We start from the raw sequence: 26,215 nt of genomic DNA on the forward strand, positions 1-26,215 counted from the left end.
ATCATGGTTTCATTGTAGGGTCAATACTTTTTTTGTATGATGAATATATGTTGTTTATAAGAAACCTTGAATGGCTCTAAAAGAAGTGTCGCTGTGCAACCGAATTATATTTGTTGAGTCACACGCCGAATAAATAACCTGAAGAAGATCATTAGAAGGGGAGGAACGCATGATGGATATTGGCTTGGCTATTCGTACGATCCGCAAGCAGAAACAGATTACGATCATGCAGATGTGCGAGGGCACGGGGTTGTCCAAAGGTTTTATCAGCAACGTGGAAAATAACAAAACGTCACCTTCCATTGCTACGCTTGAAAGTATTGCGGATTATCTGGAAGTGCCACTTCCCTACTTGCTGTTGACACCGGAGCAGCGGATGAACGTGGTACGCAAAAACGAACGCAAGGAAACGACGGCCGGTAGTGGACAGATCAAAGTGCAGCACCTTACCGCCAAAGGCGCCATGCGCATGTCCATTGTAGAATTGCCGCCAGGCGCATCGACAGGGGTTAGCAAACATGCGGGGGAAGAAAGCCATCTGGTGTTGCAGGGCAAGATTCGGGCGGAGCAATGTGAAGATGTGGAAGTTCTTGAAGTGGGGGATTCGTTTACCTGGAATGCGATTGTGCCCCATGAAGTGACCAATATCGGTGATGTGCCTGCTGTGGTGCTCATTGCGGTGTCCAAGGAATTAGGTTTGGATCATTTGTAGAATGCAAAAAGGACGACTCCCTAGTCATGAACATGCGAACATGCATACATGTACAATGGAGACGTCCTTTTTCATATTTCTAACGAACTGGGAAGGTCAGAAACACGCTATCTATTGCGGATTCGTTGTCCAGATCCCTGCTGCTTTAACGAAGACACGATCGGACAGCTTGAGCGTTGCGAGTGCAAGTTCAGCTACATCTTCCGCTTGCATCATGCGGTCTTCGTCGCCAATTTTCAGTCCGGCATTGGACGCAAGCTCCGTATTAACTGTGCTTGGTGTCAATGCGGTTACACGAATGTTGGACTTGCGCACTTCCTGCATCAGAGATTCGGTCATGCCGAGTAGAGCGAACTTGGATGCACAGTATGCCGAACCTGTAGCGAACCCACGCTCACCTGCAGTGGAAGCAATATTGATGATACTACCGCTACTTTCCTTGATCATGCTTGGAAGGACGGAACGAGTGACGTAATATGTACCCATAACGTTCACATGCAGAATGCGTTCCCACTCTTCGGGGTCCATTTCCAGCAATGTACCGAAGCTTCCGATGCCTGCATTATTGATCAGGATGTCCACCGCTCCGAGTTCCATCTCGATGGCTGCCACAGCGGCTTCCGCCTGTGTGCGGTCTGAGATATCTGCCACAGCACTGGTTACTTTCACACCGAATTCTTGACTAAGAGACTGCTGCAGAGCCTGAAGGTCTGAAGCGGTACGTGCAATAAGGCCTAGGTGCACACCTTCTTTGGCAAGTGCTTCAGCAATGGCGCGACCGATACCTTTACCGGCACCTGTGATGATAGCTGTTTTATTTTTAAGTTCCATTGTGGATAATTCCTCCTTAGAATTGGACTGGCATTTGATTATACTATATTACCCACAGTTCGGAAATTTGCTTCATCACTATTTGGTAATCTCAATGCTGCCAGAAGAGGTACGGGCTTTGATCACTTCCCGGCTCACCATTGGCGATTCAGGTACATCTACATCTCCGGAAGTAGCCTTAGCATCATAGATTCCTTCAAAATCAGGTGCAGCCTGGATGAAAATATCGCCTGATGTTCCAGATGCACTAATCGGTGCGGAATGGGATTGTTCAATATGAATGCTACCTGAAGTGAATTGAACATCGGCTGCACCGTTTAACTCAGTGATCTCAATATCTCCTGATTGAATCTTACTATTTACATGACCAGCTACCTGATCAGCAGTGAAGCTCCCGGAGGTCTGTTTTACGGTCATGTCTCCATTAATCATGGAAGCGTTAATGTTACCCGAAGTTAGAGAAAGTTCAATCTTGGGTGCGTTGATGTTTTCCAGACGTATGGAACCTGAGGTATTATTCAGCTTAAGCTGATTGGCACTCAGACCCGTTAGATCCCAGTCACTTGAAGAGGAATCCAGCTTAACCTCATTTAACTGGTGTCCTTCAGGCAGGGCCACGGTTATTGTGGAGTCTTGATCATTCCAATATAGGGTGAAAAATTGCAATCGTTCACGTTCTGTCTGAGACAGTTGGAATGTGCCGTTGGATAAAGTGGCCTGTTCGAAGCTTCTGACTACGGCAGGGTCCCATTTGCCATCCACTTCAATATAACCATTGGAATCCGGATCCGGGCTTACAACAAATTCAATATCTGCACTGAAATTAGCATTCATCATAATGTTCTGCAATTCATCCGCTTTGAAATCCCATCGTTTAGAATAATGCTCCCGTTCATCACCGAACTGAACGCCATAGATGGATGTTCCGAGCAAACCTATTCCGATACAGATCACGGCGAGCGCAAGCCATTTCTTGGTACTCATGCGGAAACATCTCCTTTCATCGTGTTTTTATTCCATTGAATGTATTGAAGAGTAGTGTTTTTGAAGGCTCTAAAAACGTACTTCGATGCGATGGCAAAACAAATGCCGACACCGAATGCGCCAATTGCAACGAAGATTTCCGGTTTCTCAAGTTGGCCCAGAAAGACGAAGTCCACAACGGCTGCCACAGGAGCCAATACCAGTAAGGACAGGCTGGCAAGTGTAAGCCATACTGACCATAGCGTGAGACCGATTGGAATGCCAAGCATCAGATTCAGGAATAACAGGCCAACGGCTGTGAAGAAGTTACGAGTGGCTCTGGCACTGTTTCTGGGGGACCGCATTTCGCGATACGTCGGTGCATAGAACGCATCTGTACCCGGCGTATACATGTCATAACGCTCACCGAGTGCTTCCTTGGCGATCTCTTCTGGCTGTCCCAGCTCCCGAGCTATCTCTTCTTCCAGTCTGCCTTCTCGTAGTCCAAGCTCGAAATGTTGATCATAATCTGCGAGCAATTCAGCCCGTTCCTGCGGTTCCATCGGCCGTAGATGAATTTCCATGGCCAGCATAAATTGTTGTCTATTCATTATGAGTTCCTTCCTCAATCAGATTTGAGACATTGCGCACAAATTCATTCCACTCCGTCGTCAGTGCCGTCATATAGTCGCGACCTGTATCGGACAGTCGGTAATACTTACGCGGCGGTCCTTCGCTTGATTCTTGCAGATAGGTGGTGCAGTAACCGTCATTTACAAGCCGGCGAAGCAAGGGATACAGTGCACCCTCAGCAACTTCGATATGTTTGGAGACCGCCTGAGCCAGTTCGTAGCCATACCGATCCCGGCGGTTAATTAATACCAGGACGCACAGCTCCAATACTCCCTTTTTGAACTGGATGTTCACATTCACACAGGTTCCTCCTTAATAGCCTCATTTATCGCTAGTGTTTATTATTCAGTAGTGGTGGGTTCATCATAGCATTCAGTACTGTTTAATGCAAGGTAGTGATTTTAAAATAGTTCCGTTTCATGAAATATCGTTAATTTGTTCGTATGATGTTGATGCTCAAGCCGAAGCTGCTTGTTTAGCTATAATTCAGCATAAGCAAAAACCGGATCGGTTGCTTCCGTCTGGAGGCGGATTCCGATCCGGTCTGTGAGATGAACTTTTGTATCTGTGACTTATCGATTAATCTCTACACGTTAATCCTGTGCGTCCAGAACTTTAAGATCTTCCACAGCAGGGCCCTCAATTACATGACCTGCATAATTGAAGCGGGAACCATGGCATGGGCAATCCCATGAACGCTCGCCTTTGTTCCATTCGACTTCACACCCCAAGTGAGTGCAGGTGGTATCCACCAGGAACAGCTTGCCACTGGTGTCCTTGTAGGCGCCAGCCCGTTTACCATTATGACGAACGACAGCTCCTTCATCTTCGCCAATATCGCTAACGCTTTTGTGCACAATACCCACTTTGCCAGAGATCAATTCCTTGGCGACATTCATATTTTCCACAATAAAGTGCTTCATGCCAGGGTCAGCTTTGAATCTTGCCGGATCGAATACAGCGGCATGAGGATTGTCCCGTCCGGTGATGCGATCTGCGAGAAGATGCCCGGCCATTGTACCCGTCGTCATTCCCCATTTGGCAAAACCGGTCGCCACGTAGACATGTTCATGTCTTCCCGTAATCGGTCCGATGTAAGGCACCTTGTCAATGGAGATTAGATCCTGGGCTGACCAGCGATATGTAATGTTGCGAATGCCAAATGTCTCCGCCGCGAACTGCTCGAGGCGTTCATAATGACCGAAGGTACAGATGCCTTGTCCGGTTTTATGATTTTCACCACCGAAGAGGATAAGTTCCTTTCCGTCATGTAAGACGGTACGCAGGGAACGGTAAGGTGTATCGTCCGAAATGTACATGCCGCCACCATAGGATTTCTCCGGCTCAACTAATACGGCGTAGGATCGTTCGGCGTGTAACCGTGTGAAATAAAATCCGGGATCATAGACGGGAAAATGAGAAGCCACGACAACATGTTCCGCTGTTACAGATGGGCCATCACCATAGGTCCGCACATGCAGTGAAGCATCTTCCTCTACATCCGTAACTGTCGTATGCTCGTAGATCTGTACCCCTTGCTTCACAGCAGAATCCAGCAAGTAGTGCAGATAGGCCAGCGGATCAAAGCGTGCCTGACCCGGCATGCGAATACCTGCCCTGGCGGGAACTGGAATAGGGAGCGGGTCTACCCACTCACCAGGGATATTTAGTTTGCCATAGGCGGTCAGCTCGATCTCCAGTTTTTTGATATTTTCCTCTGATTGAATATAGACGTAGGCATCTTCCTCTGCCCATTGGCAATCAATCTGTTTTTCCTTCACCAGACTGCGCATCCATTTGGCGGCTTCGGCATTGCCTTCGTAATACATCCGGGCCTGTTCTTGTCCGAAGTGATGCATAATCTCATCAAATATGACGCCGTGCTGTGCAGATACCTTGGCCGTGGTATGACCGGTCGTGCCATCCAACACTTTTCCAGCCTCCAGTACGACTACACGCATACCCGTCTGAGCCAGCAGATAAGCGGTAGTAATTCCAGCAATACCGGCACCAATAATCGCTACATCGGCGGTGATATCTTCGGTCAGTTTAGGATAGGCATTGAATTTATGCGTAGCACGCCACAGTGATTCGGGGACGGGCGGCAGACCCGTCTTGGGATGCTGATTGTCGCTCATTAGTCTTCCTCCTTATTTATCTTCATTCGGTTGATTCGCATATCGTTCAGTGCACATCGTTGTACTCTTAATCATGATTGCCAGACTATGCCAGGAAAAAACGGTGCGGTTCAGATTTTGCAGAGGAGATGTTCACAATTTCCTGCGCAGAACCTCTGTTTTTTTTGTTAAACATGCTATATGATAGGATTACCGAAACCGTTTTAGGTTTTGGGAGGAGATAGAACTATATACACGGAAACGTTGATTATAAAAGGGTTAATCTATCCATTTAAAGAACGAATTCATCCGAATTTACCCTCGTTTTTATTAATGTATGTATTCGCTATCATTTTGAATTTAGCGAGTTTTGAGAAACGTCCTAACTATCGATAACCAAAGGAGATTCACTATGACCACCAACCAAACGAAATATCCGTTTCAAGATACAGCACTAGACTTGGATTCCCGCGTGAAAGATCTTGTATCCCGCTTGACTGAAGATGAAAAAATCGAATCCATGCTGCAATATCAGCCAGCAGTAGATCGCTTGGGTGTACCTGCCTACAAACACGGAACAGAGGCAGCCCACGGCTTGGCCTGGCTTGGAGAAGCAACATCCTTCCCCCAACCGGTGGGGCTGGCATGCACATGGGATGCGGATCTGATGAAGGAGATTGGCTCCGTTCTCGGAGATGAGGCACGTGTGTTTTATAAACGCAATCCGGCAGTGAACGGTCTTACACTGTGGGCACCTACTGTGGATATGGAACGTGACCCGCGCTGGGGACGGAATGAAGAGGCGTATGGGGAAGATCCGGAACTGACAGCGGAGCTGACGACAGCATTGGTCAAAGGAATTCAGGGCGACCATCCGAAGTACTACAAAGCGGTAGCTACGTTGAAGCATTTTCTTGCGAATAATAACGAAGTGGATCGTGGAAGTGGTTCATCCAGCATTGATCCGCGCAACATGCGTGAGTATTATCTGAAAGCATTTGAGAAGCCGTTCAAAGAAGGCGGTGCACAGTCCATGATGACTGCGTACAACTCCATTAATGGTACGCCAGCATTGTTGCATCCTTTTGTAAACGAGATTGTCAAAGGCGAATGGGGCATGGATGGTTTCATTGTCAGTGATGCAGGCGACGTAATGGGCATCAAGAACGATCATCAATACTATGATTCCCACACACCGGGTACGGTAGAGTCCGTAAAGGCAGGAATTGATAGCATCACCGATGATGCTGAGCTGTCCAAACAGGCACTGCGTGAAGGGTTGGAACAAGGCACACTCACGATGGATGACATCGACAAGGCGTTGTTTAATACGTTCCGTGTGCGTTTCCGTCTGGGCGAGTTCGATCCGGAAGAAGGTAATCCATACGCTGCTATTGGTGAAGAGTCCATGATGACGGAGAAAGCAAAAGAACTGTCGCTTCGAGCTGCGAGAGAACAAGTGGTATTACTCAAAAACGACAAAGGCACACTGCCGCTGGACAAAACGAAGGCAGGTAAAGTGGCTGTGATTGGTCAATTGGGCGGAACCGTCTATCGTGACTGGTATGCAGGCACCATGCCGTATAATGCAACCCCGCTTGAAGCAATCCGTGGCAAAGTAGGCAGCGATAACGTGGCTTTCAAGGATGGAAATGATCGCATTACGTTAACTTCCGTAGCCAATGGGAAGAAGATTGGACTGGCGGATGGTGAGAAATCACCTGTTATTGCATCGGGAGAAGCGGAGACGTTCATGGTGTCCGACTGGGGCTTCGGAAGTTATACTTTGCAGGCCGAAAGCAACGGCAAATATTTAACGACTGATGAAGAGACCGTAACGGCTTCCGCTGATGAAGTGTATGGCTGGTTCGTGAAGGAAGTATTCCACCTGTTGGCACAAGAGGATGGCAGTGTAGGTCTCACCACATGGAATGGAAAAACGGTGACTGCACCTAATGGTGGAAACGACGCATTGGCAGTGTCAGAAGAACTGAAGACTTTCGGGGCCACAGAAACATTCAAGCAGGATGTGGTTGTGAACGGAATTGAGGAAGCGGTAGCAGCTGCCAAGGCTGCGGAAACGGCGATTGTCTTTGTTGGTAATAATCCGCTTGTAAACGGGAAAGAAGAGATTGACCGTCCAAGTCTGGATCTCGCCGAATCCCAGCAACGTCTGGTTGAGGCGATCTATGCCGCGAACCCGAACACGGTAGTCGTTATCGTGGGCAGTTATCCGTTCACGTCCAATTGGGTTCAGGAGAACATCCCTGCGGTATTGTACACTTCACACGCAGGACAGGAACTAGGTAACGCAGTAGCTGACGTATTGTATGGCGACTACGCGCCGGCCGGCCGTCTGAACATGACCTGGGTACAATCGGCAGATCAACTGACCGACATCAAGGATTACGATATCATTCAATCCGGTCGGACATATCAATATTTTGAAGGCAATGTATTGTATCCGTTTGGACATGGTCTGACGTATGCAACGTTTAAATACAGCGATTTGGAACTTAGCCCGGCTCAAGTGGGCACAGAGGGCAACGTAACGGTAACCGTCGATGTGACCAATACCAGTTCAATCGCCAGTGACGAGGTTGTACAGTTGTACGTTCGTGCAGGCAAATCCCGGGTGAAACGTCCACTCAAAACGTTAAAAGGATTCCGTCGTCTTCCTATCGAAGCGGGAGCTACAGTTAAAGTCAGCTTTACCTTGCCTGTTCAGGAACTGGCAATCTGGGATGTGACTCGTAATCGATATGTCGTGGAAAGTGGAACTTACTCCATTATGGTTGCCAAGTCATCCTCCGATGTTCAGCTGGTTGCAGACCTGACGGTAGAAGGAGAGACGATCCCTGCCCGTAATCTGGGTGTGGCTACTCGTGCTGAGAATTATGATGCTTATCTGGGTGTTGACCTGGATGAGAGCAAAGAGGGCGGAAGTGCTGTCCGTGTAGTTGGAGAGCAAGGATGGATTGCCTTCAAAGATGCCGATCTGGGTAGTGGAGCAGCAGCCATTGAAGCGCGTGTATCCGCAGAACAAGCAGGTGCGGTGTTGGAAGTGCGACTCGGTTCACCGGACGGTACGCTCGCAGGACGTGTGGAACTGGCACAAGGTGAGGCCCAGCAGTGGTCTACCGTGAAGGCAGAACTCGCGGGTGTATCAGGTGCGCAGGATGTATACATTGTGCTGTCGGCAGGTGTACGTATCAGTCACTTCGAGATTCATTAAGTTAAATAACTCATGAAAAAGCCTCCGAATGCATTCGGAGGCTTTTGTTTGTTGTTTTCTGTGGAGCGTATTTTTTATCTTCATCAAACGTATTTTTATTTTCCGTCAAACGTAATCATTTTTTGCACAAATTGTTTCAATTGTTTGTTGGTTTCGTTCAGCTGCTCAATTGTGCTCATGAAATTGTTTACGAGTTCAGCCTGCTCTTGGGAGCTTGCCGTGATCTCACCCAGTTCATTCTCCATGCCTTGAATGGATTGCCGGACCGAGAGAAGAGAATCTTCAATCCGGGCCGTTGCTTCCTTGGTGTCCACAGACAGTTTGCGAATTTCTTTGGCAACAACGCCAAAACCTGCACCTGCTTCACCTACACGAGCCGCTTCAATGGCTGCATTTAAGCCGAGCAGATTCGTCTGTTCGGAGATTTCACGAATGAAACTGGCGACCTGAGTTACATTTCCTGATTTCTGTACGGCTTGTTTGGAGTTGTTCCGGATCTCTTCGGTTGTGGCACTGAGTTCCTCGGAGTGTGCAGCTACATGCTGAACACTGTCAATTAATTGGTTGGTCAGATTTTCGGTAACATCCATGAGTTGTTGCAGCTGATCCTGGTCATCCATACTGTAGAGCAGATTAAACAGGGCGATGACTTCACCTTGTTCATTTTTAATGGGAATAAAAGCTACATCAAAAGGAACACCGAATAAATCTTTAGGATAGTGATCGAATCGTTTGACTGTACCGCCGTTGAGATCAGCAAAATTTCGATTTACATCTAATAGAGGGTCGCCGGGTTGATAATTCAGTTGCTTTAATGATTCTCCTGCTGAGAAATATAAGAATTTTTCATGATCAATAACGGAGAGGGTTACATCCTGACGAATCGTATCTCGAAAGAAAGGCATACATGTAATTAAAGCTTGAACAATATCCATATAAAAGATGATTCCTCCCTGGTTACCTTATGTAAACGGTTAAATTTTAAATACTAAATTAATAACTACCTATATAATATATCGTCATGCAATAGAGAAGAAAATAGAGAGAATGGATAAATCCTATTTCTTTAAGGCAGATCTCTATACGCCAAAAAGACACGAGTCCGCTGGGGGACGCATGTCTTGATAATTGGGGAGTGGGGAATACAATCAATGTTTAGAGCATACTGAGCTGCATCGTAACGATGGTCTGAGTGGCTAGTGTTGCGCTGACATCAATCAAACGCTGATTCCGACTGCCGCGGAAGGGCAGGGACACATCACGCTCTGCTTCAACGTATCGCCCGTCGATAATAACGTCGCATAGTCGGGCAAGCTCTGCTCTCGCAGGGTCAGTAACAAGCTCTTCATATTCGAATCCCGTGTAGGCCCATACCGTCAGATCAGGACGTGCAGTGCGGAGCTGCTGAACCCAGGACGTACATGCTGCTGCCGAGAAAAAGGGATCACCACCACACAACGTCACGCCATCGAGCAACGGATGGTTCGTCACTTCATGCAGAATCTGCTGCTGCCGCTCCTCTGTAAAAGGCTCACCCGCTCGAAAGCTCCACGAATCCGGACTGAAGCAGCCCGGACAGGCGTGGCGGCAACCACTGATGAACAACACCGCACGCAGGCCGGTCCCCTCATTCACCGATTCCGGGATGTATCCATATAGATTCATCGGTGTTTCACCCGATCCCGTACTTCGGCCTGCTTTGCAGCATTGAAGCGTACTTTGTAATCTCCGGTCAGATAGCCGGTTACACGGCGTAACCGCTGGAAGTGTACATGGTTCTCATGGGCTTCGCAGCCTGGGCATACATCCCCGATAACACCTTCATAACCGCATTCAGGGCAGCGATCAATCGGATGATTAATGGAAAAATACCCGATATCCTGCGCCAGTGCATATTGCACGATTCGAAGGAAAGCTGTGGTGTTGGCTCGAACGTTCCCGTCAAGCTCCACATAGGAGATTGCCCCCGCATTACACAACGTATGGAACGGGGCCTCCAGTTCAATCTTCCGATAAGCTGGAAGAGTGTGGTATACGGGGATATGGAATGAATTCGTATAATACTCCCGATCATTAACCCCAGGAATAAGCCCATATCGCGCTCTGTCGATCTTCGTGAATTTGCCGGATAACCCTTCAGCAGGTGTAGCAAACAGGGTGATATTCAAGTTATGCTGCTCGCTCATCCGGTCACAGAATTCTCTCATCGTCCGAATAATGTTCAGTGCTTCACGATGCACATGAGGGTCTTGTCCATGATGACGTCCGTACAGAGCTGTCATACATTCCGCGAGACCGATAAAACCCAGAGATAACGTTCCATGCTTTAATAGATCGGCAACGGGCTCGTCCGGAGCAAGTTGTTCTCCACCTTCCCACACACCCTCTCGCATCATGAAGTCCGATGCCTTGGCAGGCTGTGCTGTCTGAATGCGGTAGCGATGCAGCAGGCCAGAAGCGGCATTATGCATCACGGATTCCAGTGCAGTGTAGAATCCCGCCCGATCGGCAACGGCTCTGTTGCCCTGGCAGATGCCAAACCGGATGCCGAGCTTGACCAGGTTGATGGTATTAAAAGACAGATTACCTTTACCACTTTGACGATTACGACCAAACCGGTCAGCCAGAGTACGTGTGCGGCATCCCATGGTTGCAATGATCGTATCCGGATCTTCCGGATGATAGAAAGGCAGATTGAACGAGGCATCCACATTGACAAAATTAGGATACATCCGCCGGGATGAACACGTGACCGCAAGGCGGAACAGATCATAGTTTGGCTCGCCATGAGCCTGATTGACCCCTTGTTTACATTGGAAAATATGTTGAGGGAATACGGGAGTTTCCCCGTTGCCCAGGCCGCGAATCGTTGCTTCGAGCAATGAACGTGATACCAACCGTCCTTCCGCAGAAGTACATAATCCATAATTCAGTGATGTGAATGGAATCTGTCCACCAGCCCGACTGCTCATCGTATTCAGGTTATGGATCAGCGATTCGGCAGCTTGTCCTGTCTCCAGTTCAGTCTCTTCATAGGCGAAGTCATATGCGCGTGGGCACTGATTCTTCGCTCCCATACTGTCCAGATGAAGTTGTTCATCTTCAATCAGAGCATTCTCACCAAAAAGTCGTTGTCCTTTGCGATAATGTTTGCGAAACGATCGCTGCACATAGGGAGCCAGATCCCAATCAATCTTATTGGCCGATACGCCGCCATACTGACTGTTCTGCTGGGATTGGAAGATGATTGCAACCAGAGCCATCGCAGACATGATCGTCTGAGGTGTGCGAACCGATCCGTTGCCTGTATTGAAACCCCCAGCAAGAAGACGGTCAAACGGGATAAAGATGCAGTTAGTTGTGCCAAGTGCATACTGATCCAGATCGTGTACATACAGATCCCCGTTCTCCACAGCTTGAGCAAGCTCTTTCGGCAACACATGACGCAGAGCATGCCACTTGGCGGTCTCCGAACCGAGCCTGCTCATCTTGCCGCTGAAGGAGTCCCCGTTCAGATTCGCATTTTCCCTCAGCGTATCGGCATCTTCAGCGCCAATAATTCGTCTTCCCAGGTCGGATAATAGATCGGATGCCGGTGGAGTGGCATACTCAAGCAAGTTCATGTAAGGTTCCTCCTAAAATGATGTGATGATCATTTAATTTGCGTTAAATACTATATGTAGATTTGTATTATCCATTTATAAACTATATGTGGTTTTTTGGGTGTGATAATCGTCACACAACTTAATGGACAAAATGGACTTTCCTTTAATTACTGCGGATAAAGGTTCCCAAAGTCTGAGTAGAAGCGTATAATTTCTAGTTATTCTGCATGTAAAATATCCGAAGTTGGACAAGATGAAATTTGAACCATTTGAAAAGGAAATTTGCAGTATATTTACGGTTGTTACATCATTAGTTCAAGACTGCTTTTGTCCAAAAAAGGGGCGATTGGCAGGGAGTATGATTCTCTTTTACTTCTACGGTGTTAATCATATAAGTATAGATTGTGACAGATATTCGGATCATTGATGAACCCTTGTACGTGATTAAACATTCTGATATACAGATTTGAAAGTGCAGCTGAGACAAGAGGGGTGAATCATGGGGACGGCAGAAGGCATTACGAGAGGCTTCTATGAAGACATAAAGGAAGCTGCGGCCCATATCGTGGACGTGTTAAGCGGGATATTGAAGGTCAATACCATCTTCGTTGCCACGAATGATGGGGTGACGAATGTCATTTTGGAGGCCTTTAACCGTACGGAAGAATTGATTGTTAAAGGCAGTGAGCTTTCATTTAACGAATCATATTGCAGTCTGGTGTTAAGAGACAAAGGTAGCGTTCTTACCATTCAGAATACATGTGAACATCCAATGACAAGCTCCATGGACGTCACGAGTGGGCTTGGGAGTCGTTTCTTCGTGGGTGTACCTATCATACGAAGATCTGGCGAAACATTTGGAACGATATGTCTAATGGACAATGCTGGTTATGTGATCAGTGAAACGGATATGAAGACGCTGAACGCGATGGCTGTCTTTCTGGGATATGTTGTGGATCTGGAGAGCACGCTGCATGTTCAGGAGCGAAAGTTGAGTGATTCGGAACGATTGCAAGAGCAGCTCCAGGCAGAGAAAGAACGAGCCGAATCGGAGGCCATGACCAAAGCACAGATGCTCAAACTGATGAGTCACGAGATTCGTAATCCGTTGAACGGCATTCTGGGGTTGACGGATCTAATGCGTACTCCGGATATGTCTGAAGAGCAATCGGAATATGTAAATATGATCGAGACGAGTGGCAACATACTACTCTCGCTCCTGAATAATATGATGAGCTTCAATATTAATGAGGCAGGCAAAACGGTTATCCATGATGATCCGTTTGATCTGGTCGGCACCATTGAAAATACCGTCTATCTCTATGCCGGAATGGCATCGGGCAAGAATATTGATCTGGGATTGAATCTTGATTTGAATGTATCGCAAGTATTTGTTGGTGATGAGATCAAGATCGGACAATTGCTTGCACATGTCATTCAATATGCTCTGGATTCAACACGTGAAGGCTCAGTTCTGATCACGGCCGTGGTGAACGGCGAAGAGACGGAGGATATGGGTACACTTGCGCTCAAGGTGAAATACACGGGTCAGATGGTATCCGATAAGAAGCTGCGTACATTGAACGGCCAAGATGAAAATTTGGATATCCAAAAACTGATTGGAAGCAATCTGGGTTTGGCGGTAAGCCAAAATCTTGCCATTCTCATGCATGGCCGTATTCAGGTGAGTAGTGCGGGAGAGAATGAGACGGAATTCCATATTGCCCTTCCCTTACGCAGATACTGGGAGTTACCTCAACTTGCAAGTATTCAGCAGCGGTTAAAAGGGAAAAAGGTGCTGCTCGCCAAGGACCCGGATATATTGCAAGGCGTTTCTTCCCTGATGCGCAGATGGGAGATGGCTGTGCATATGACCTCGGGTTCGAGTGTAGCACATGAGTGGATCAAGGAGGGCTTCAAGCCGGATGTAGCCGTTGTGGATATGGGACTTCAAGAGGGCGGCGCGGTTGATTTCGTACATGAAATGAAACAGCGGCTGGAGAACCTGCCCGTCATTGTTCTGGTTCCATATGGTATGCACATTGACCCGCACGAAGCGGAAACCTTTGATGCTGTTCTGACGAAACCGGTCAGACAAGCTGATTTGTTGAATGCATTGAGTATTACGCTGCCCTAAACGGGCAGACGGATGGAAAGTTATCTCAGTTGGCGCACCTGCTGCAGGTGCGCTTCTTTGTTTTTTCCTTTGCATTTATCCAATTTCTGCGGCCAAAGCCCTTTTCATCCGAGCTGGTTACGTTACAATAGAAGGTGTACTTCATCTTTATAACCAATAGAGGAGGATATGCAATCAATGGATTATCGCAGATTGGGTGGAAGCGGACTGAAAGTAAGCGAGATCAGCCTTGGAAGCTGGCTGACGTACGGAGGGTATGTGGAACGTGAAAATGCGGTGAAATCAATTGAGACTGCATTCGATGAAGGCATTAACTTTTTTGATACAGCCAATGTATACGAACGGGGTGCAGCAGAAGAACTGCTGGGACAGACGCTCAAAGCGTATTCTCGTGACTCCTACGTGCTTGCAACAAAAGTATTTGGCAAAATGGGGGATGGTCCGAATGACCAGGGGCTGTCTCGTAAACATATTAAGGAACAATGTGAAGCCAGCTTGAAGCGCCTAGGCGTTGAATATGTGGATATCTATTACTGCCATCGCTATCATACCGAGACACCAATTGAAGAAACACTCCGCGCGCTTGATGATCTGGTACGTCAGGGCAAAGTGCTGTATGTTGGTGTCAGTCAGTGGACTGCGGCTCAGATGGAAGCTGCCTTGGGTACAGCAGATCGCTTGCTCTTGGATCATATCGTGGTGAACCAGCCCGTATACAATATGTTTGATCGTTATATTGAAAATGAGATTATTCCGCTAGGTGAGCGTAAGGGTATCGGACAAGTCGTATACTCCCCGCTTGCTCAAGGTCTATTGACCGGGAAATACACTTCCGTATCAGATATCCCCGAGAACAGTCGTGCGGCTAAGCTAGGATGGGACGAAGGCAAGATCAACGCGGATCGCATCGGGAAAGTTCGCCAATTGATTGAAGTGGCGGACAAGCTGGACCTGAAGGTTGGGCAACTGGCCTTGGCCTGGATTCTGCGCCAGAACAATGTATCCAGTGCACTTGTAGGGGCGAGTCGTCCCGAGCAGGTAAAAGAAAATGCGGCTGCTTCTGGCGTGAAGCTGGATGCTACCATTATTGAGGAAATTGAAGGGATACTTTCCTGATTCGAGTCAGATATTGGGCTGGGATGATATGTAGTGAGATATAAAGCAAGGGATGTCCTGTACGCCTGATTGGGCGTGCGGGACATCCCTTTTTCAATTGGAGCCGTCAGCTTTCCAGTGTAAGAGGCAAGGACCTTAAAGGTAAGACACATACACGGTTACGTCCTGTATTCTTGGCTTCGTATAGTGCACGGTCTGCCTGTTCGAAGAAGTCGTCATCGTCTTGCTCCACACAATGATCCGGATACACGGCTACGCCTATGGAGATGGTTAGACGTGTGGTGTGTCCGTCAGGCAGGGCAAAATGATATTTCTCTACTGCCTGCCGGATAGATTCGGCGATAGCCATGGCCTGCCGTTGTCCGCAGTCGAGCAAGAGTATAGCGAATTCTTCACCACCGTTTCTTGACACGATATCGGCGGAACGTGCGTGTTCCACAAGAAGTTGTCCGAGTTGCTTCAGAACGGCATCTCCAGCGGAATGACCAAAGGTATCGTTTACCTTTTTGAATCGGTCAATATCCATGGCAAGCAAGGACAGCTTTTGTTGGTAATCCCGCGCATGTTGAAGTTCCGATAGAAGTGACTTTTCGAACTGTCGCCGATTGCTAAGGTTGGTAAGATGATCGGTAGATGCTCTTCTCTCCAATAGAAATAACATTTCATTGGATTTATTGATGAATTCTGCGATGAAATAGATGAATATTCCACCGATGAAGGAAATGGTCATTTGTAACGGATATACCTTCATTAATGAATTCATGCTGTCTGTATTCAACATAAGGATGATAAAGATTAACGTTATGCCGAGCAGATTCATCGTAATAATTTTGGTCAGTCTGGACCAGGAAGCATAGGCGAAGTATACACCGGACAACCCGATTAGAGTCATGACAAATCCTGCATCTATGGCAGAGGATGACAAGCCAAACATCAGAATACGAAGGATCGAGAGCACAAGTCCCGTAACGACCGAAGCCAGTCCTCCCAGATATACAGCTGCGGTAACGATCGCCAGATGCCGTAGATCTACAATCGTACTCTCGTTCAGAGGGAAGGAATAATTCATGAGTACTGTGCCATATATGCCGAATAATAAGCCGCCGATCAACTGAACACGTAACGAGGGAAAAGGCAATCGGATACTATAGAACTTTGCAATGATCCCGGATACATACATAAACGTAATCATGACACAGATATTAATGAAAAAAGTGCTAAACAACCGACATTCCCCCTTTTTACGCACATCCCTACATTTTATCTGAAAAGCGGTGTCGTAGCGAACCATATTATCCCAAATATATGAGGGGATTGCTGGGAAAGGTGTTTTATTTGCATTGTCAGGATGTTGGCGTACATATTGACTTCGATATACAATAAGATTTATACTTAATCTAAATCAAAATGTAATCTTAGTATTTTGGGAAGACCATCCTAAGTAGAAGATCAGTGTCTGATTTCATATAAAATGCATCAATATAAAGGAGAAATGGTTGTGAGAACTTTAAATCTGACGATACAACGGCAAGCGGTATATGATGTGGTGCGTCATTCGGAGGATCACCCGACAGCTGCTGATGTTATGAATCGACTAGTGGAACAAGGTTATAATCTGGCCTATGGTACGGTGTATAATTCTCTACGTTATCTGACGGACAAAGAATTGATACGAGAGCTTAAACTCGGAGAGACAGCAAGCCGTTACGATGCCCGGATGGACGATCATCAGCACATTATGTGTGAAGTGTGCGGCAAAGTGGACGAGGTGATGACAGAGGTTCCTCCACAATGGATGAAACAGGTAGCTGAAGAAACCGGATATGCAATCGATCATGCTCATGTGGTCTTTGGAGGTGTCTGCGGGGAATGCAGAAACAAACGGATCAAGTAAAAATAAAAGTTCCTGGCCGCCGCTTACCACTTAGGGTTAAACCTGCCTTGTCCGATGCAGCACCTCTTGTGGACAATTGTCCTGTTACACGACGGGTTATTCTGATAAGCCCGATGCCAGGGCAAGTTCATGAACTGGTAAAGGCCTTAACGGATAGCTGTTTCGATGTACTGGTCTTTCATCGATGGGAACCGGATCTGCATGAGCGTCTTGTCTTCGATCTGTTGATCTATGATCTGTCTGTTGCCGGAACGATCGATGCATTTGCCGGCATTAGCAGTCGATTGAATCGTGAGGCTGAGCATACAACCCCTTGTCTCTATCTGGTCGGTGAGAAGATGATCGGCAGCGCGAGTGGACCGATGCTTCAGGAGGAATTGCTGGTGTGGCCTGCACGCCCGCAGGAAGCTCTCTACCGGGTGCAGCGTATGATTGGCAACAGTCCCGCTCTGCCCAAACGTGGCTTTTTGCCTGAGGAAGGGCAGCGTGTCGGCTTCAAAGATCTGTGGCTTGATCGTGAACGGATGAGTGTGCAGCGTGATAATAACCGGATCCATCTAACCAAGACCGAATATGATCTGTTACTCAAGCTGATTGATGCCAAAGGTGCAGTCATTTCCCGTGAGGAGATGCTCAGCGATATCTGGGAAACAGACTTTACAGGTGGAAGTAATGTGGTTGATGTTCATATCAAAAGCTTGCGCAAAAAATTGGGCGATAACGCGTCTTCGCCGCAATATATCGTAACGGTAAGAGGAGTGGGCTACCGCCTGGCGGATTAGTCCGCTTTTTTTTATTGCCATGATTATCGTTCAGATCATGCTTATTGAAAATATGTTCATGGTTCATTCATGAAGTGTTGAGGAACCTCATCTTAATCTCATGTGAACCTCATGCAAGAGCAGCGTAGGACATGTTAGAATCAATTTAACAGTTAGATCAAGTCTAAATGTATATTTATATCGAAGCCGAATATGATTTTAGTAGTAGATATATAGCAGCCGTGAGATCCATTAGAGGAGGACGACAGGATGACAGAACGTATGACAACGAATCAGGGAGCACCTGTAGGTGATAACCAGAATTCCCGCACAGCAGGCAGAAGAGGGCCTACACTGCTTGAAGACTATCATCTCATTGAGAAAATTGCCCACTTTGACCGTGAACGTATTCCTGAAAGAGTCGTACATGCAAGAGGTGCCGGGGCTCATGGTGTATTCACGCTGGAGCAGAGTATGAAGGCTTATACAACAGCGGATTTCCTGCAAGATCCGGGTACGCAGACGGATGTGCTGGTTCGTTTTTCGACCGTTATTCACGGTACGGGATCACCAGAGACTGCACGAGATCCACGTGGATTTGCCGTCAAATTCTACACACGGGAAGGCAACTATGATATCGTAGGCAACCATCTGCCCGTTTTCTTCATTCGTGATGCCATGAAGTTCCCGGACATGGTGCATTCCTTGAAGCCGGCTCCAGATACAAACATTCAAGAACCAGCTCGTTATTGGGATTTTATGACCCTCTCACCGGAATCAACACATATGATGACATGGTTGTTCTCAGATCTGGGCACACCGGCCAGTTATCGGGAGATGGATGGTTTCGGTGTACACGCGTTCAAATGGATTAATGCCCAGGGGCAGGTCCATTATGTGAAATACAAGTGGGAATCTGCACAAGGGGTTCGGGGATTCTCTCGTCAGGAAGCTGCCGAGGTACAAGGACAGGACTTTAATCATGCTACCCGTGACCTGCATGAACATATCAAGAACGGGCAATACCCGCAGTGGAAGTTACAGGTTCAGCTCTTAAAGCCGGAGCAGATGGATGATTTTGCTTTTGATCCACTCGACCCAACCAAAACATGGCCTGAAGATGTACTGCCATTCCATACGGTAGGGACCATGACACTGAATCGGAATCCGCAAAACTTCTTCGCTGAAGTGGAACAGGCGGCCTTTTCTCCTAGTTCGCTTGTCCCTGGAATTGAACCTTCCGAAGATAAATTGCTGCAAGGGCGCCTATTCTCCTATCCAGATACACAGCGGCACCGGCTTGGACCGAACTATCTGCAGATCCCAGTGAATTGCCCATACGCACCTGTTCGTAATCACCAGCGTGATGGACTCATGAATGTGAATCAGGACCCATCTCCGGTGAACTATGAACCGAACAGTTCCGGAAACAGCCCGCAGGAAGATCCGGCATACCGGGACAGTCAGGTTCCATTACAAGGGCATGTTACACGCGAGAAAATCGAGAAAACGGATGATTACACGCAAGCAGGAGAGCTTTTCCGTTCATTTACTCCAGTAGAGCAGCAGCACTTGCTGGATAATCTGATCAATGATCTTAAGGGAGTGTCAGTCGATATTCAAATGCGTGCTTTATGCCACTTCTTCCGTGCGGATGGACAGCTAGGCGGACGTCTGGCTCATGGACTTGGTGTGGATATATCTGCACATATGCCTTCACAGGATGGAAAATAAAGTACAGTTTGACCATGTTCTACAACATCTTACGGACTGATATTCGGTGAAGACCGGGCAAACCGTGAACGTGCGGAATTTCCCGGTCTTTCGCTTTTTTTTTGCTGAAATGGAAAACAAATTTACAAATCATTTACATAAAATAGCTGACATAGAGGTTGACTTCTCATTGGATGGCACTACAATGGGTAGTGTGAGGGGTGTCAGAACATGAGAATACACAATTTTAAAGTGGGTGAGCGTGGGCTCAACCGATTTTTCGGTCCGCTGGAGGCCAAGATCATGGACATTTTATGGGCTCGTCCAGGCAGCAGCATCCGTGAAGTGCAGACCGCACTTGAACAAGACAAAGACGTCAATTTTAATACAGTCATGACAGTAATGAACCGGCTCGTGGACAAGGGACTTCTCGGAAAGTCACAAAAGGGCAGAACATCTTTGTACCAACCGGTACAGAGCAAGGAGGAGTTTATGAACGACCAATCCAAGGAACTGTCGCATGAGTTGGTGGATGAATTCGGAGCATTGGCATTGAATCATATGCTGGATGCGCTGGACGAAGCAGATGAAGGTCTGATTGAACGCCTAGAACAGAAGATCAAGCAATGGAAAAAGGATAGCGATTAAGATGTGGAAGACCCGCTCGAAACTTTTGTTTACCGTCGGGTTTGGCATTCCGCTACTCGTGTTCATGCAGATGTTCATGTACGCGATGTACAAAATCTTTGGCTGGGATATCCCGTTTAATCTGCTCTGGCTCTGCAATCATTGGATGAGTCGACTGGGTTGGTTATCCGTTGGACATTTCCTGCTGGCACTGGTCTTGTTGACCTTTGCAGGAACAGGCTGGTTGCTAACGGTACGTATGATGAAAACACGGGCAGCAATCCACAAGCTTCGCTCCATGGAGATTCGGGCGTTATCCCGTGAGTTGGAGTCCACATATCATGATCTAGGACAGCCAAGTTTCATTGTGGTGGACAAGCTTTCACCCGTCGCATTTACCATTGGTTTATGGAGACCCTATATTGTACTTTCCACTGGGCTATTGGACATGCTTGATGCAGAAGAGGAAGTAGCGGTTGTCTATCATGAAGTGCACCATCTGTGGCACCGTGATCCTCTGAAGACGACGTTACTGTCGGTATTTGCAATCATGATGCCGTATATTCCTGTTTTAAAGCACACTTCAAAGCAATACCATATCGTTAGAGAAATTCTGGCAGACAATGAGGCCATTGAGCGCACAGGCAATGTGGCAGGTATTGGCAGTGCTTTGCTCAAGCTGCTACGTGCTTGTCCTGAACCTTGGGGAGCAAAAGAACTGACCGTACAATCCTCATTTGCGGATACGTCGGTGAATGTCCGAATTTCACGTCTGCTGGACCCGGAACAGGACGTGACGCTGAGATTGCCACGTTATGCTGTTCTGATGTCGGCTACTGTTTTCCTATTGCTGTCTATCTTGTTTGTTTGGTCCATCGGATAGATTAAGTTGGCTAAATGTGAGGTCGAATATAACGAGAAAGGAAGATGAAACAAACATGAATAATAAAAGTGTAGAGATTGGTCTGCTGTTCTCCAGGATTATGATTGGTTTGGTTTTTGTACTGCATGGTTGGAGTAAATTCGAAGGTGGAATTAGCGGTACGGTAGGATTTTTCGAAAGTATTGGTATCCCCGGATTTCTTGCATCCGTTGTTGCCATTATTGAGTTGGTAGGTGGTGCAGCGATGATTCTGGGTCTCGGAACACGTGTGTTTGCCGCCCTGTTTGTTATCGTGATGGTTGGCGTTCTCTTTACAGCCAAAATGGGTCAGCCGTTCCTGAGTGGTACCGAGTTAGATTACCTGCTACTGGCGGGTTCCCTGACACTGCTCTTCACAGGAAGCCGTTTTCTGGCTGTGGATTATCTTTTCTCAAGACAAGGGAACGCTCGTCAGAATATGAGTGCTTGACGCGACTAACGATTGCTTAAAAAAATAACGAAGTGCAGGATTAGTCCTGTAACGAGGTTCTTTATTGGCCAGGCCGGTTCGGGAGTTGTATTTGCGAACCGGGCTGATCAGTAGAGAACTTTTTTAGTTTGGACGACATGCCTGTGGTTTGTTACAATGAGAATAAGTATGCTACTAAGAAAAAATAAGGAGGATGCATTTTATGATTAACGTCATTCCATCCGATGCCCGCTCCAGCTTTGATCGAGGCTGGCTCCGAGGCAGTCACAGCTTTTCTTTCGGAGAATACCAAGACCCGGAGAATACGGCATTTGGACCGATGCGGGTAGCGAACGATGATGTAATTGCACCTGGTCGCGGCTTTGGAGCTCACCCACATAGTGATATGGAGATTGTGTCCATTGTACTCAGAGGCAAGCTACGACATGAAGATAATCTGGGCAATGTCGCCGTTACAGGTTTTGGCGGTATTCAGCGAATGTCAGCAGGCAGTGGCATGATTCATACCGAGCATAATGCATCCGATACCGAAGAAGTACGTCTGCTTCAGCTCTGGTTCATGCCGCATACGAAAGGGTTGCAACCTTCATATGAGACCACATCTTTTGATCCAGCGGCACTGGCGGGAGCACTCGTGCCGATTGTATCCCCGGATGGAGGACCAAGAGTTGCGACTATTCATCAGGATATGACGATCTATCTTGGCCGATTGGCCAAAGACGAGACGTTAACCTTCAATCAGGATTCGGGCCGTCGGATGTACCTTTTCTCCATCGAAGGCAAGCTGGGATTGGATGGAGAGTACCTGTTGAACGAAGGCGATACAGCTCGTGTGGAACAGCGAAATTCAATAGAATTGCAAGGAAACGAAGATACGTTCTATATGATGATTGATTTGCCGTAGATGGCTGATGAAATGAACTCCAAGATGAAGGAGGATATATACGTATGGCGCAACAGGAATGGTTTATGGTCAAGCATGCGGTGACCGGGCGAGGACTGGCGAATAGCAAAACAGATTCACTGTCCTATCGTTTCCAACAGGAGGGTACAGGCTTCTTATTTACCGTGACGGGTCTGGACGAGCAGATTGTGGAACAGATTATGGAGCTTAGACAGGAACTGAACGTATTTCGTTTCGTCCAGCGCAAGGAGCAACCCCTTTTGAAGCACTGGTACTACGTAGAAGGTGAGCGAGTTGCGTACGACAGGGAGAGCCACACACTAAGCATCTATGCGAAATCGGAGATTCGTTATGTGCCTGAAGATTATTTTGCGGATTAACTTTAAAATAGCTTGATTAGGATCTGGAATAGATAAGAAGGTCTCTGTTAAATACAGAGGCCTTTTTGCTGTCCGGATAGAGAAAATTCTTCGTAATTTTGCAAAAAAGACCACATAATTCACGACTGTCTGGCACAAGCTACCTTGTATAAAAAAACAAGAACGGAGGGGCGGCATATGACGGACAAAACATCTGGGAAAGACAAGTCCCGACAACCGGGACGAGCTTCAGAAGAGAAAAAACATATCCCTTTGGGACTGCCGTCCCCGCCTTTTCTACGGCAGCCGATTAGTGCAGTACATGAAACTCAGATTCAAGCGGTAAAGGAGATCTTCTCCGATTGCTCGGATGTGGTTTTTCGCAACGTCATGATTACACCGGAAGTGAAAGGGCTTCTGGTCTATATTGAAGGCATTGTTAACTCGGCTGATATCCAAGAGCATATGCTGCGTCCAATTATTCGAGGGCTGGTGCAGCAGCGTACAGATGAACCGGATGTTCCACTGGATGATACACGTGTTGAGCTGACACAGGTGAAGCGAGTGGATACCTGGGCTGCTGCGGCAGAAGGGGTGCTGGCATCCTCTGCCCTTCTGGTGGTCGGTGGAAGTCGCGAAGCCTGGATGTTCAATGTCAAAGGTGGCGTCAGACGTGGTGTGGAGGAACCGCAGACAGAATCCGTGATTCGGGGACCACGGGAGGGATTTACCGAAACACTCCGTGTGAATACGGCTTTACTGCGGTTTAAGCTGAAAACTCCCTCGCTCAAGATGGTGAGTATGACACTTGGCACCGAGACCAAGACCGATATCGTTCTGACCTATCTGGACGATGTTGCTGATCCGAAGTTGATCCGCGACGTGAAGAAACGTCTGGAAAAAATAAAGATCGATGGCATTCTGGAGACGGGTTATATCGAGGAACTGATCGAAGACCACCCGTATTCTCCTTTCCCGCAGATGCACTATTCTGAGCGCCCGGATACGGTAGCAGGCAACCTGTTGGAAGGGCGCTTTGCCATTCTGGTAGACGGTACGCCCTTCGCGTTAATTGCTCCAGTCACGATCTGGCAGATGCTTCAGGCCAGTGAGGACTACTATGAACGATTCTTCATCAGTAATCTGGTACGCTGGATTCGCTTTTTATTCGTAGCCATTGCTCTATTTCTACCAGCGCTGTACATCGCTATTACGACATTTCATCAGGACATGCTGCCAACCACATTGATACTGAGTATTGCCGGGGCACGGGAAGCTATACCTTTTCCGGCACTGGTTGAAGCTCTCATCATGGAGTTGTCGTTCGAGGCCCTCCGTGAAGCGGGGGTCAGGTTACCAAAAACAGTCGGTCAGGCAGTCAGTATTCTCGGTGCGCTCGTGATTGGGCAAGCCGCAGTTCAGGCAGGGATTGTGTCCGCACCGATGGTTATTATCGTATCCATGACAGGTATAGCTTCCTTTACAATTCCGCGGTTTAACTTTGCGATCACCGTGCGTCTATTGCGATTTCCGATCATGTTGCTGGCGGGTATGCTCGGATTGTATGGCATTGTCATTGGCTTGGTTCTGATCTCGGTGCATCTGACACAAATGACTTCGTTTGGTGTACCTTATCTGTCAGGTCTTAGCCCGTACAGTAAGACGGATACCAAGGATATTCTTATTCGTGTGCCGTGGTGGAAAATGATCAACCGTCCTTCTACTGTTCAAGATAACCAGAAACGGATGAAAGAGAAGATCAATGGTTCTCCGGAAGCTGAGGAAGGATGGTGAACACATGTTTCTTATTCGTAAATTCCGCACTGTGTTGATGTTACTGCTATTTACCATTTTCATAGCAGGCTGTTGGGATCGGAAGGAAATTAATGATATCGCTTTTGTGATTGGCATAGCTGTTGATAAGGAACAGGACAATTACAGATCCAGTCTCCAAATTGCCCTGCCTGGACAATCCGGTACTACCGGGAGTTCTGGTGGTGGCGGGGGGACAAGTGGGGATAAATCTTGGTTCATATTGTCCAATACCGCGAAGACACTGAGGGGTACATCTCTGGAGGGGCAAAAGGCACTGTCACGTACAATATATTACGCCCATCGTCGAACCCTGTTAATCGGTGAGGAATTAGCAAAATCGGGAGTCGCCCCTATGCTGGATCTGTTGACACGTTACCCGCTTAACCGTTTCTCGGCGTTACCGGTGGTGACAAGAGGAGAAGCATATAAGGTTATGGACACGGATGCACCCATAGAAAAATTCCCATCTGAGATGGTTCGGGAATTATGTTTTTTGAATATGCGTAATCCTCGTTCACTCAAGACGTTCATCGATGCCATTCTTAGTGAAGGCATAGATCCATTTTTACCCATAGCTTCAATTGTTGACACGGTGCCGAAGAACTGGAAAGACACCAAAACAAATATCAAGCTGGATGGGTTGGCCATTTTTAAAAAAGACAAGTTGGTAGGTATGATTGACAAGGCACCTGCTGATGCGCTCATTCTGGCCATGGGCGAGGCAAATGCACCAGAGGTTATGGTCAAGGCTCCCCACGGAAAAGGAGATATGTTCGTCAAGTTGAATGAAAATAACTCTTCGCTGCATCCACATATCGAGGATGACAAGATAACCGTGAACATTGAACTATATGCCAAGGGAGTTCTTGTGGATAACGAATCCAACTATGGTGACCGACGCGAGAATGAGATTATAAATTTAAATGAAGCGATCCACCATAAAATAAAATTGGACATCGAGGAAGGTATACGATTGGTTCAGGAGCAATATCATGCCGATATTCTCGGAATCGGCCGATCCATCCATCAACATCTACCAGCCGAATGGGACAAAATCAAGGATCGATGGGATGATATTTATCCTAAAGTTGAGATCAGCGTTACCCCTCATGTCATTATTGAGAATGTAGGGGTGATCAATAAACCGATCGGTGTCATGGAGGGGGAGGTCATACATGATTAAACCGCTTTTGTTCACATACCTGGGAATGGTTATTGTCGTGATTGTGATGGACTTCAGACATCTGAAGCAGGCGGCAGTCATTAATCGCTGGATATCCTATGGGCTGATCTTAACTGGAATAGGAATATGGTTCTATGTAACGCATTTAAGCAAAACTTTTTTTGTGGCGGTATGGATCAGTCATGTCATCCAGCGATTATTGCCTTTACCCTAGATGGGTTCAGAAAGATTCTGAGTCGAGCTTACATGATGGAAAGG

At 47.3% G+C, this 26,215-nt stretch carries 24 protein-coding genes; 15 read left to right on the forward strand and 9 right to left on the reverse strand.

The genetic code is table 11. The features are described 5' to 3' along the window. Window positions 1–172: 172 nt before the first annotated feature. Window positions 173–712 carry a cupin domain-containing protein gene (locus MKY73_RS00695; RefSeq protein ID WP_339308805.1) on the forward strand — a complete coding sequence of 180 codons (540 nt, stop codon included), beginning with the start codon at window positions 173–175 and terminating at the stop codon, window positions 710–712. 111 nt (window positions 713–823) lie between these two features. Here the strand turns inward: MKY73_RS00695 and MKY73_RS00700 are convergent, their stop codons facing one another. From MKY73_RS00700 to MKY73_RS00720, 5 genes are all read right to left on the reverse strand, one after another. After that, the gene (locus MKY73_RS00700) at window positions 824–1,543 is read right to left on the reverse strand and encodes a 3-ketoacyl-ACP reductase (protein WP_339305139.1); all 720 of its coding nucleotides are present in this window, start codon (window positions 1,541–1,543) and stop codon (window positions 824–826) included. A 78-nt stretch (window positions 1,544–1,621) separates the two neighbouring features. Beyond that, a complete protein-coding gene (locus MKY73_RS00705) occupies window positions 1,622–2,527 on the reverse strand; it encodes a DUF4097 family beta strand repeat-containing protein (protein WP_339305141.1) in 906 nt (301 codons plus the stop codon). Next, window positions 2,524–3,117 (reverse strand): DUF1700 domain-containing protein, encoded by a 594-nt coding sequence (locus MKY73_RS00710; RefSeq protein WP_339305143.1) that lies wholly within the window; start codon window positions 3,115–3,117, stop codon window positions 2,524–2,526. Before MKY73_RS00710 ends, MKY73_RS00705 begins: the two co-directional genes overlap by 4 nt. Further along, window positions 3,110–3,439 carry a PadR family transcriptional regulator gene (locus MKY73_RS00715; protein ID WP_339305145.1) on the reverse strand — a complete coding sequence of 110 codons (330 nt, stop codon included), beginning with the start codon at window positions 3,437–3,439 and terminating at the stop codon, window positions 3,110–3,112. Before MKY73_RS00715 ends, MKY73_RS00710 begins: the two co-directional genes overlap by 8 nt. A gap of 293 nt (window positions 3,440–3,732) precedes the next feature. Continuing rightward, window positions 3,733–5,277 carry an FAD-dependent oxidoreductase gene (locus MKY73_RS00720; protein ID WP_339305146.1) on the reverse strand — a complete coding sequence of 515 codons (1,545 nt, stop codon included), beginning with the start codon at window positions 5,275–5,277 and terminating at the stop codon, window positions 3,733–3,735. A gap of 391 nt (window positions 5,278–5,668) precedes the next feature. On the opposite strand from MKY73_RS00720, the gene MKY73_RS00725 reads away from it, so the two are divergent. Continuing rightward, a complete protein-coding gene (locus tag MKY73_RS00725) occupies window positions 5,669–8,491 on the forward strand; it encodes a glycoside hydrolase family 3 C-terminal domain-containing protein (protein ID WP_339305148.1) in 2,823 nt (940 codons plus the stop codon). A gap of 95 nt (window positions 8,492–8,586) precedes the next feature. Here the strand turns inward: MKY73_RS00725 and MKY73_RS00730 are convergent, their stop codons facing one another. The 3 genes from MKY73_RS00730 to MKY73_RS00740 all read right to left on the reverse strand — a co-directional run bounded on the left by MKY73_RS00730 (window position 8,587) and on the right by MKY73_RS00740 (window position 12,114). Beyond that, on the reverse strand, window positions 8,587–9,426 hold the full coding sequence (locus tag MKY73_RS00730; protein ID WP_339238416.1) for a methyl-accepting chemotaxis protein: 840 nt from the start codon (window positions 9,424–9,426) through the stop codon (window positions 8,587–8,589). A gap of 220 nt (window positions 9,427–9,646) precedes the next feature. Further along, window positions 9,647–10,156, reverse strand: a complete 510-nt coding sequence (gene nrdG / locus MKY73_RS00735; protein WP_339305149.1) for an anaerobic ribonucleoside-triphosphate reductase activating protein — start codon at window positions 10,154–10,156, stop codon at window positions 9,647–9,649. Beyond that, window positions 10,153–12,114 (reverse strand): anaerobic ribonucleoside triphosphate reductase, encoded by a 1,962-nt coding sequence (locus MKY73_RS00740; protein ID WP_339305151.1) that lies wholly within the window; start codon window positions 12,112–12,114, stop codon window positions 10,153–10,155. Before MKY73_RS00740 ends, nrdG begins: the two co-directional genes overlap by 4 nt. A gap of 481 nt (window positions 12,115–12,595) precedes the next feature. On the opposite strand from MKY73_RS00740, the gene MKY73_RS00745 reads away from it, so the two are divergent. Together MKY73_RS00745 and MKY73_RS00750 are read left to right on the forward strand one after the other, a co-directional pair. Further along, a complete protein-coding gene (locus MKY73_RS00745) occupies window positions 12,596–14,233 on the forward strand; it encodes a histidine kinase dimerization/phospho-acceptor domain-containing protein (protein WP_339305153.1) in 1,638 nt (545 codons plus the stop codon). Window positions 14,234–14,410: 177 nt separating this feature from the next. Then, complete coding sequence (locus MKY73_RS00750; protein WP_339238407.1) at window positions 14,411–15,349, forward strand: aldo/keto reductase family protein; 939 nt, start codon at window positions 14,411–14,413, stop codon at window positions 15,347–15,349. Between the two features lie 106 nt (window positions 15,350–15,455). On the opposite strand, the gene MKY73_RS00755 is transcribed toward MKY73_RS00750, so the two are convergent. Beyond that, the gene (locus MKY73_RS00755) at window positions 15,456–16,574 is read right to left on the reverse strand and encodes a diguanylate cyclase (protein WP_339238405.1); all 1,119 of its coding nucleotides are present in this window, start codon (window positions 16,572–16,574) and stop codon (window positions 15,456–15,458) included. A 273-nt stretch (window positions 16,575–16,847) separates the two neighbouring features. Here MKY73_RS00755 and MKY73_RS00760 point away from each other — a divergent pair, with 273 nt between their 5' ends. The 11 genes from MKY73_RS00760 (at window position 16,848) to MKY73_RS00810 (ending at window position 26,171) form a co-directional block, all read left to right on the forward strand. Beyond that, window positions 16,848–17,243: a transcriptional repressor gene (locus MKY73_RS00760; protein ID WP_036612807.1), complete on the forward strand. Its 396-nt coding sequence runs from the start codon at window positions 16,848–16,850 to the stop codon at window positions 17,241–17,243. Continuing rightward, window positions 17,219–18,025 (forward strand): winged-helix domain-containing protein, encoded by an 807-nt coding sequence (locus tag MKY73_RS00765; protein ID WP_253441518.1) that lies wholly within the window; start codon window positions 17,219–17,221, stop codon window positions 18,023–18,025. Before MKY73_RS00760 ends, MKY73_RS00765 begins: the two co-directional genes overlap by 25 nt. A 249-nt stretch (window positions 18,026–18,274) precedes the next feature. Then, the gene (locus MKY73_RS00770; RefSeq protein ID WP_339305155.1) at window positions 18,275–19,738 is read left to right on the forward strand and encodes a catalase; all 1,464 of its coding nucleotides are present in this window, start codon (window positions 18,275–18,277) and stop codon (window positions 19,736–19,738) included. 210 nt (window positions 19,739–19,948) lie between these two features. Next, on the forward strand, window positions 19,949–20,365 hold the full coding sequence (locus tag MKY73_RS00775; protein WP_339238401.1) for a BlaI/MecI/CopY family transcriptional regulator: 417 nt from the start codon (window positions 19,949–19,951) through the stop codon (window positions 20,363–20,365). Between the two features lies 1 nt (window position 20,366). Continuing rightward, window positions 20,367–21,227, forward strand: coding sequence for a M56 family metallopeptidase (locus MKY73_RS00780; RefSeq protein ID WP_339305157.1), 861 nt, complete (start codon window positions 20,367–20,369; stop codon window positions 21,225–21,227). Between the two features lie 55 nt (window positions 21,228–21,282). Then, complete coding sequence (locus MKY73_RS00785) at window positions 21,283–21,696, forward strand: DoxX family protein (RefSeq protein WP_339305159.1); 414 nt, start codon at window positions 21,283–21,285, stop codon at window positions 21,694–21,696. 202 nt (window positions 21,697–21,898) lie between these two features. Further along, entirely contained in the window at window positions 21,899–22,600 is a 702-nt protein-coding gene (locus MKY73_RS00790) for a pirin family protein (RefSeq protein ID WP_339305161.1), read from the forward strand. A 44-nt stretch (window positions 22,601–22,644) separates the two neighbouring features. Beyond that, complete coding sequence (locus MKY73_RS00795; protein ID WP_339305163.1) at window positions 22,645–22,980, forward strand: hypothetical protein; 336 nt, start codon at window positions 22,645–22,647, stop codon at window positions 22,978–22,980. 177 nt (window positions 22,981–23,157) lie between these two features. Continuing rightward, a complete protein-coding gene (locus MKY73_RS00800; RefSeq protein WP_339305165.1) occupies window positions 23,158–24,753 on the forward strand; it encodes a spore germination protein in 1,596 nt (531 codons plus the stop codon). A gap of 4 nt (window positions 24,754–24,757) precedes the next feature. After that, entirely contained in the window at window positions 24,758–25,957 is a 1,200-nt protein-coding gene (locus MKY73_RS00805) for a Ger(x)C family spore germination protein (protein WP_339305167.1), read from the forward strand. Continuing rightward, a complete protein-coding gene (locus tag MKY73_RS00810; RefSeq protein WP_339305169.1) occupies window positions 25,950–26,171 on the forward strand; it encodes a hypothetical protein in 222 nt (73 codons plus the stop codon). Before MKY73_RS00805 ends, MKY73_RS00810 begins: the two co-directional genes overlap by 8 nt. Window positions 26,172–26,215: the final 44 nt, after the last annotated feature.

It is taken from the genome of Paenibacillus sp. FSL R5-0519 (genome assembly GCF_037974275.1).
Taxonomy (GTDB): domain Bacteria; phylum Bacillota; class Bacilli; order Paenibacillales; family Paenibacillaceae; genus Paenibacillus.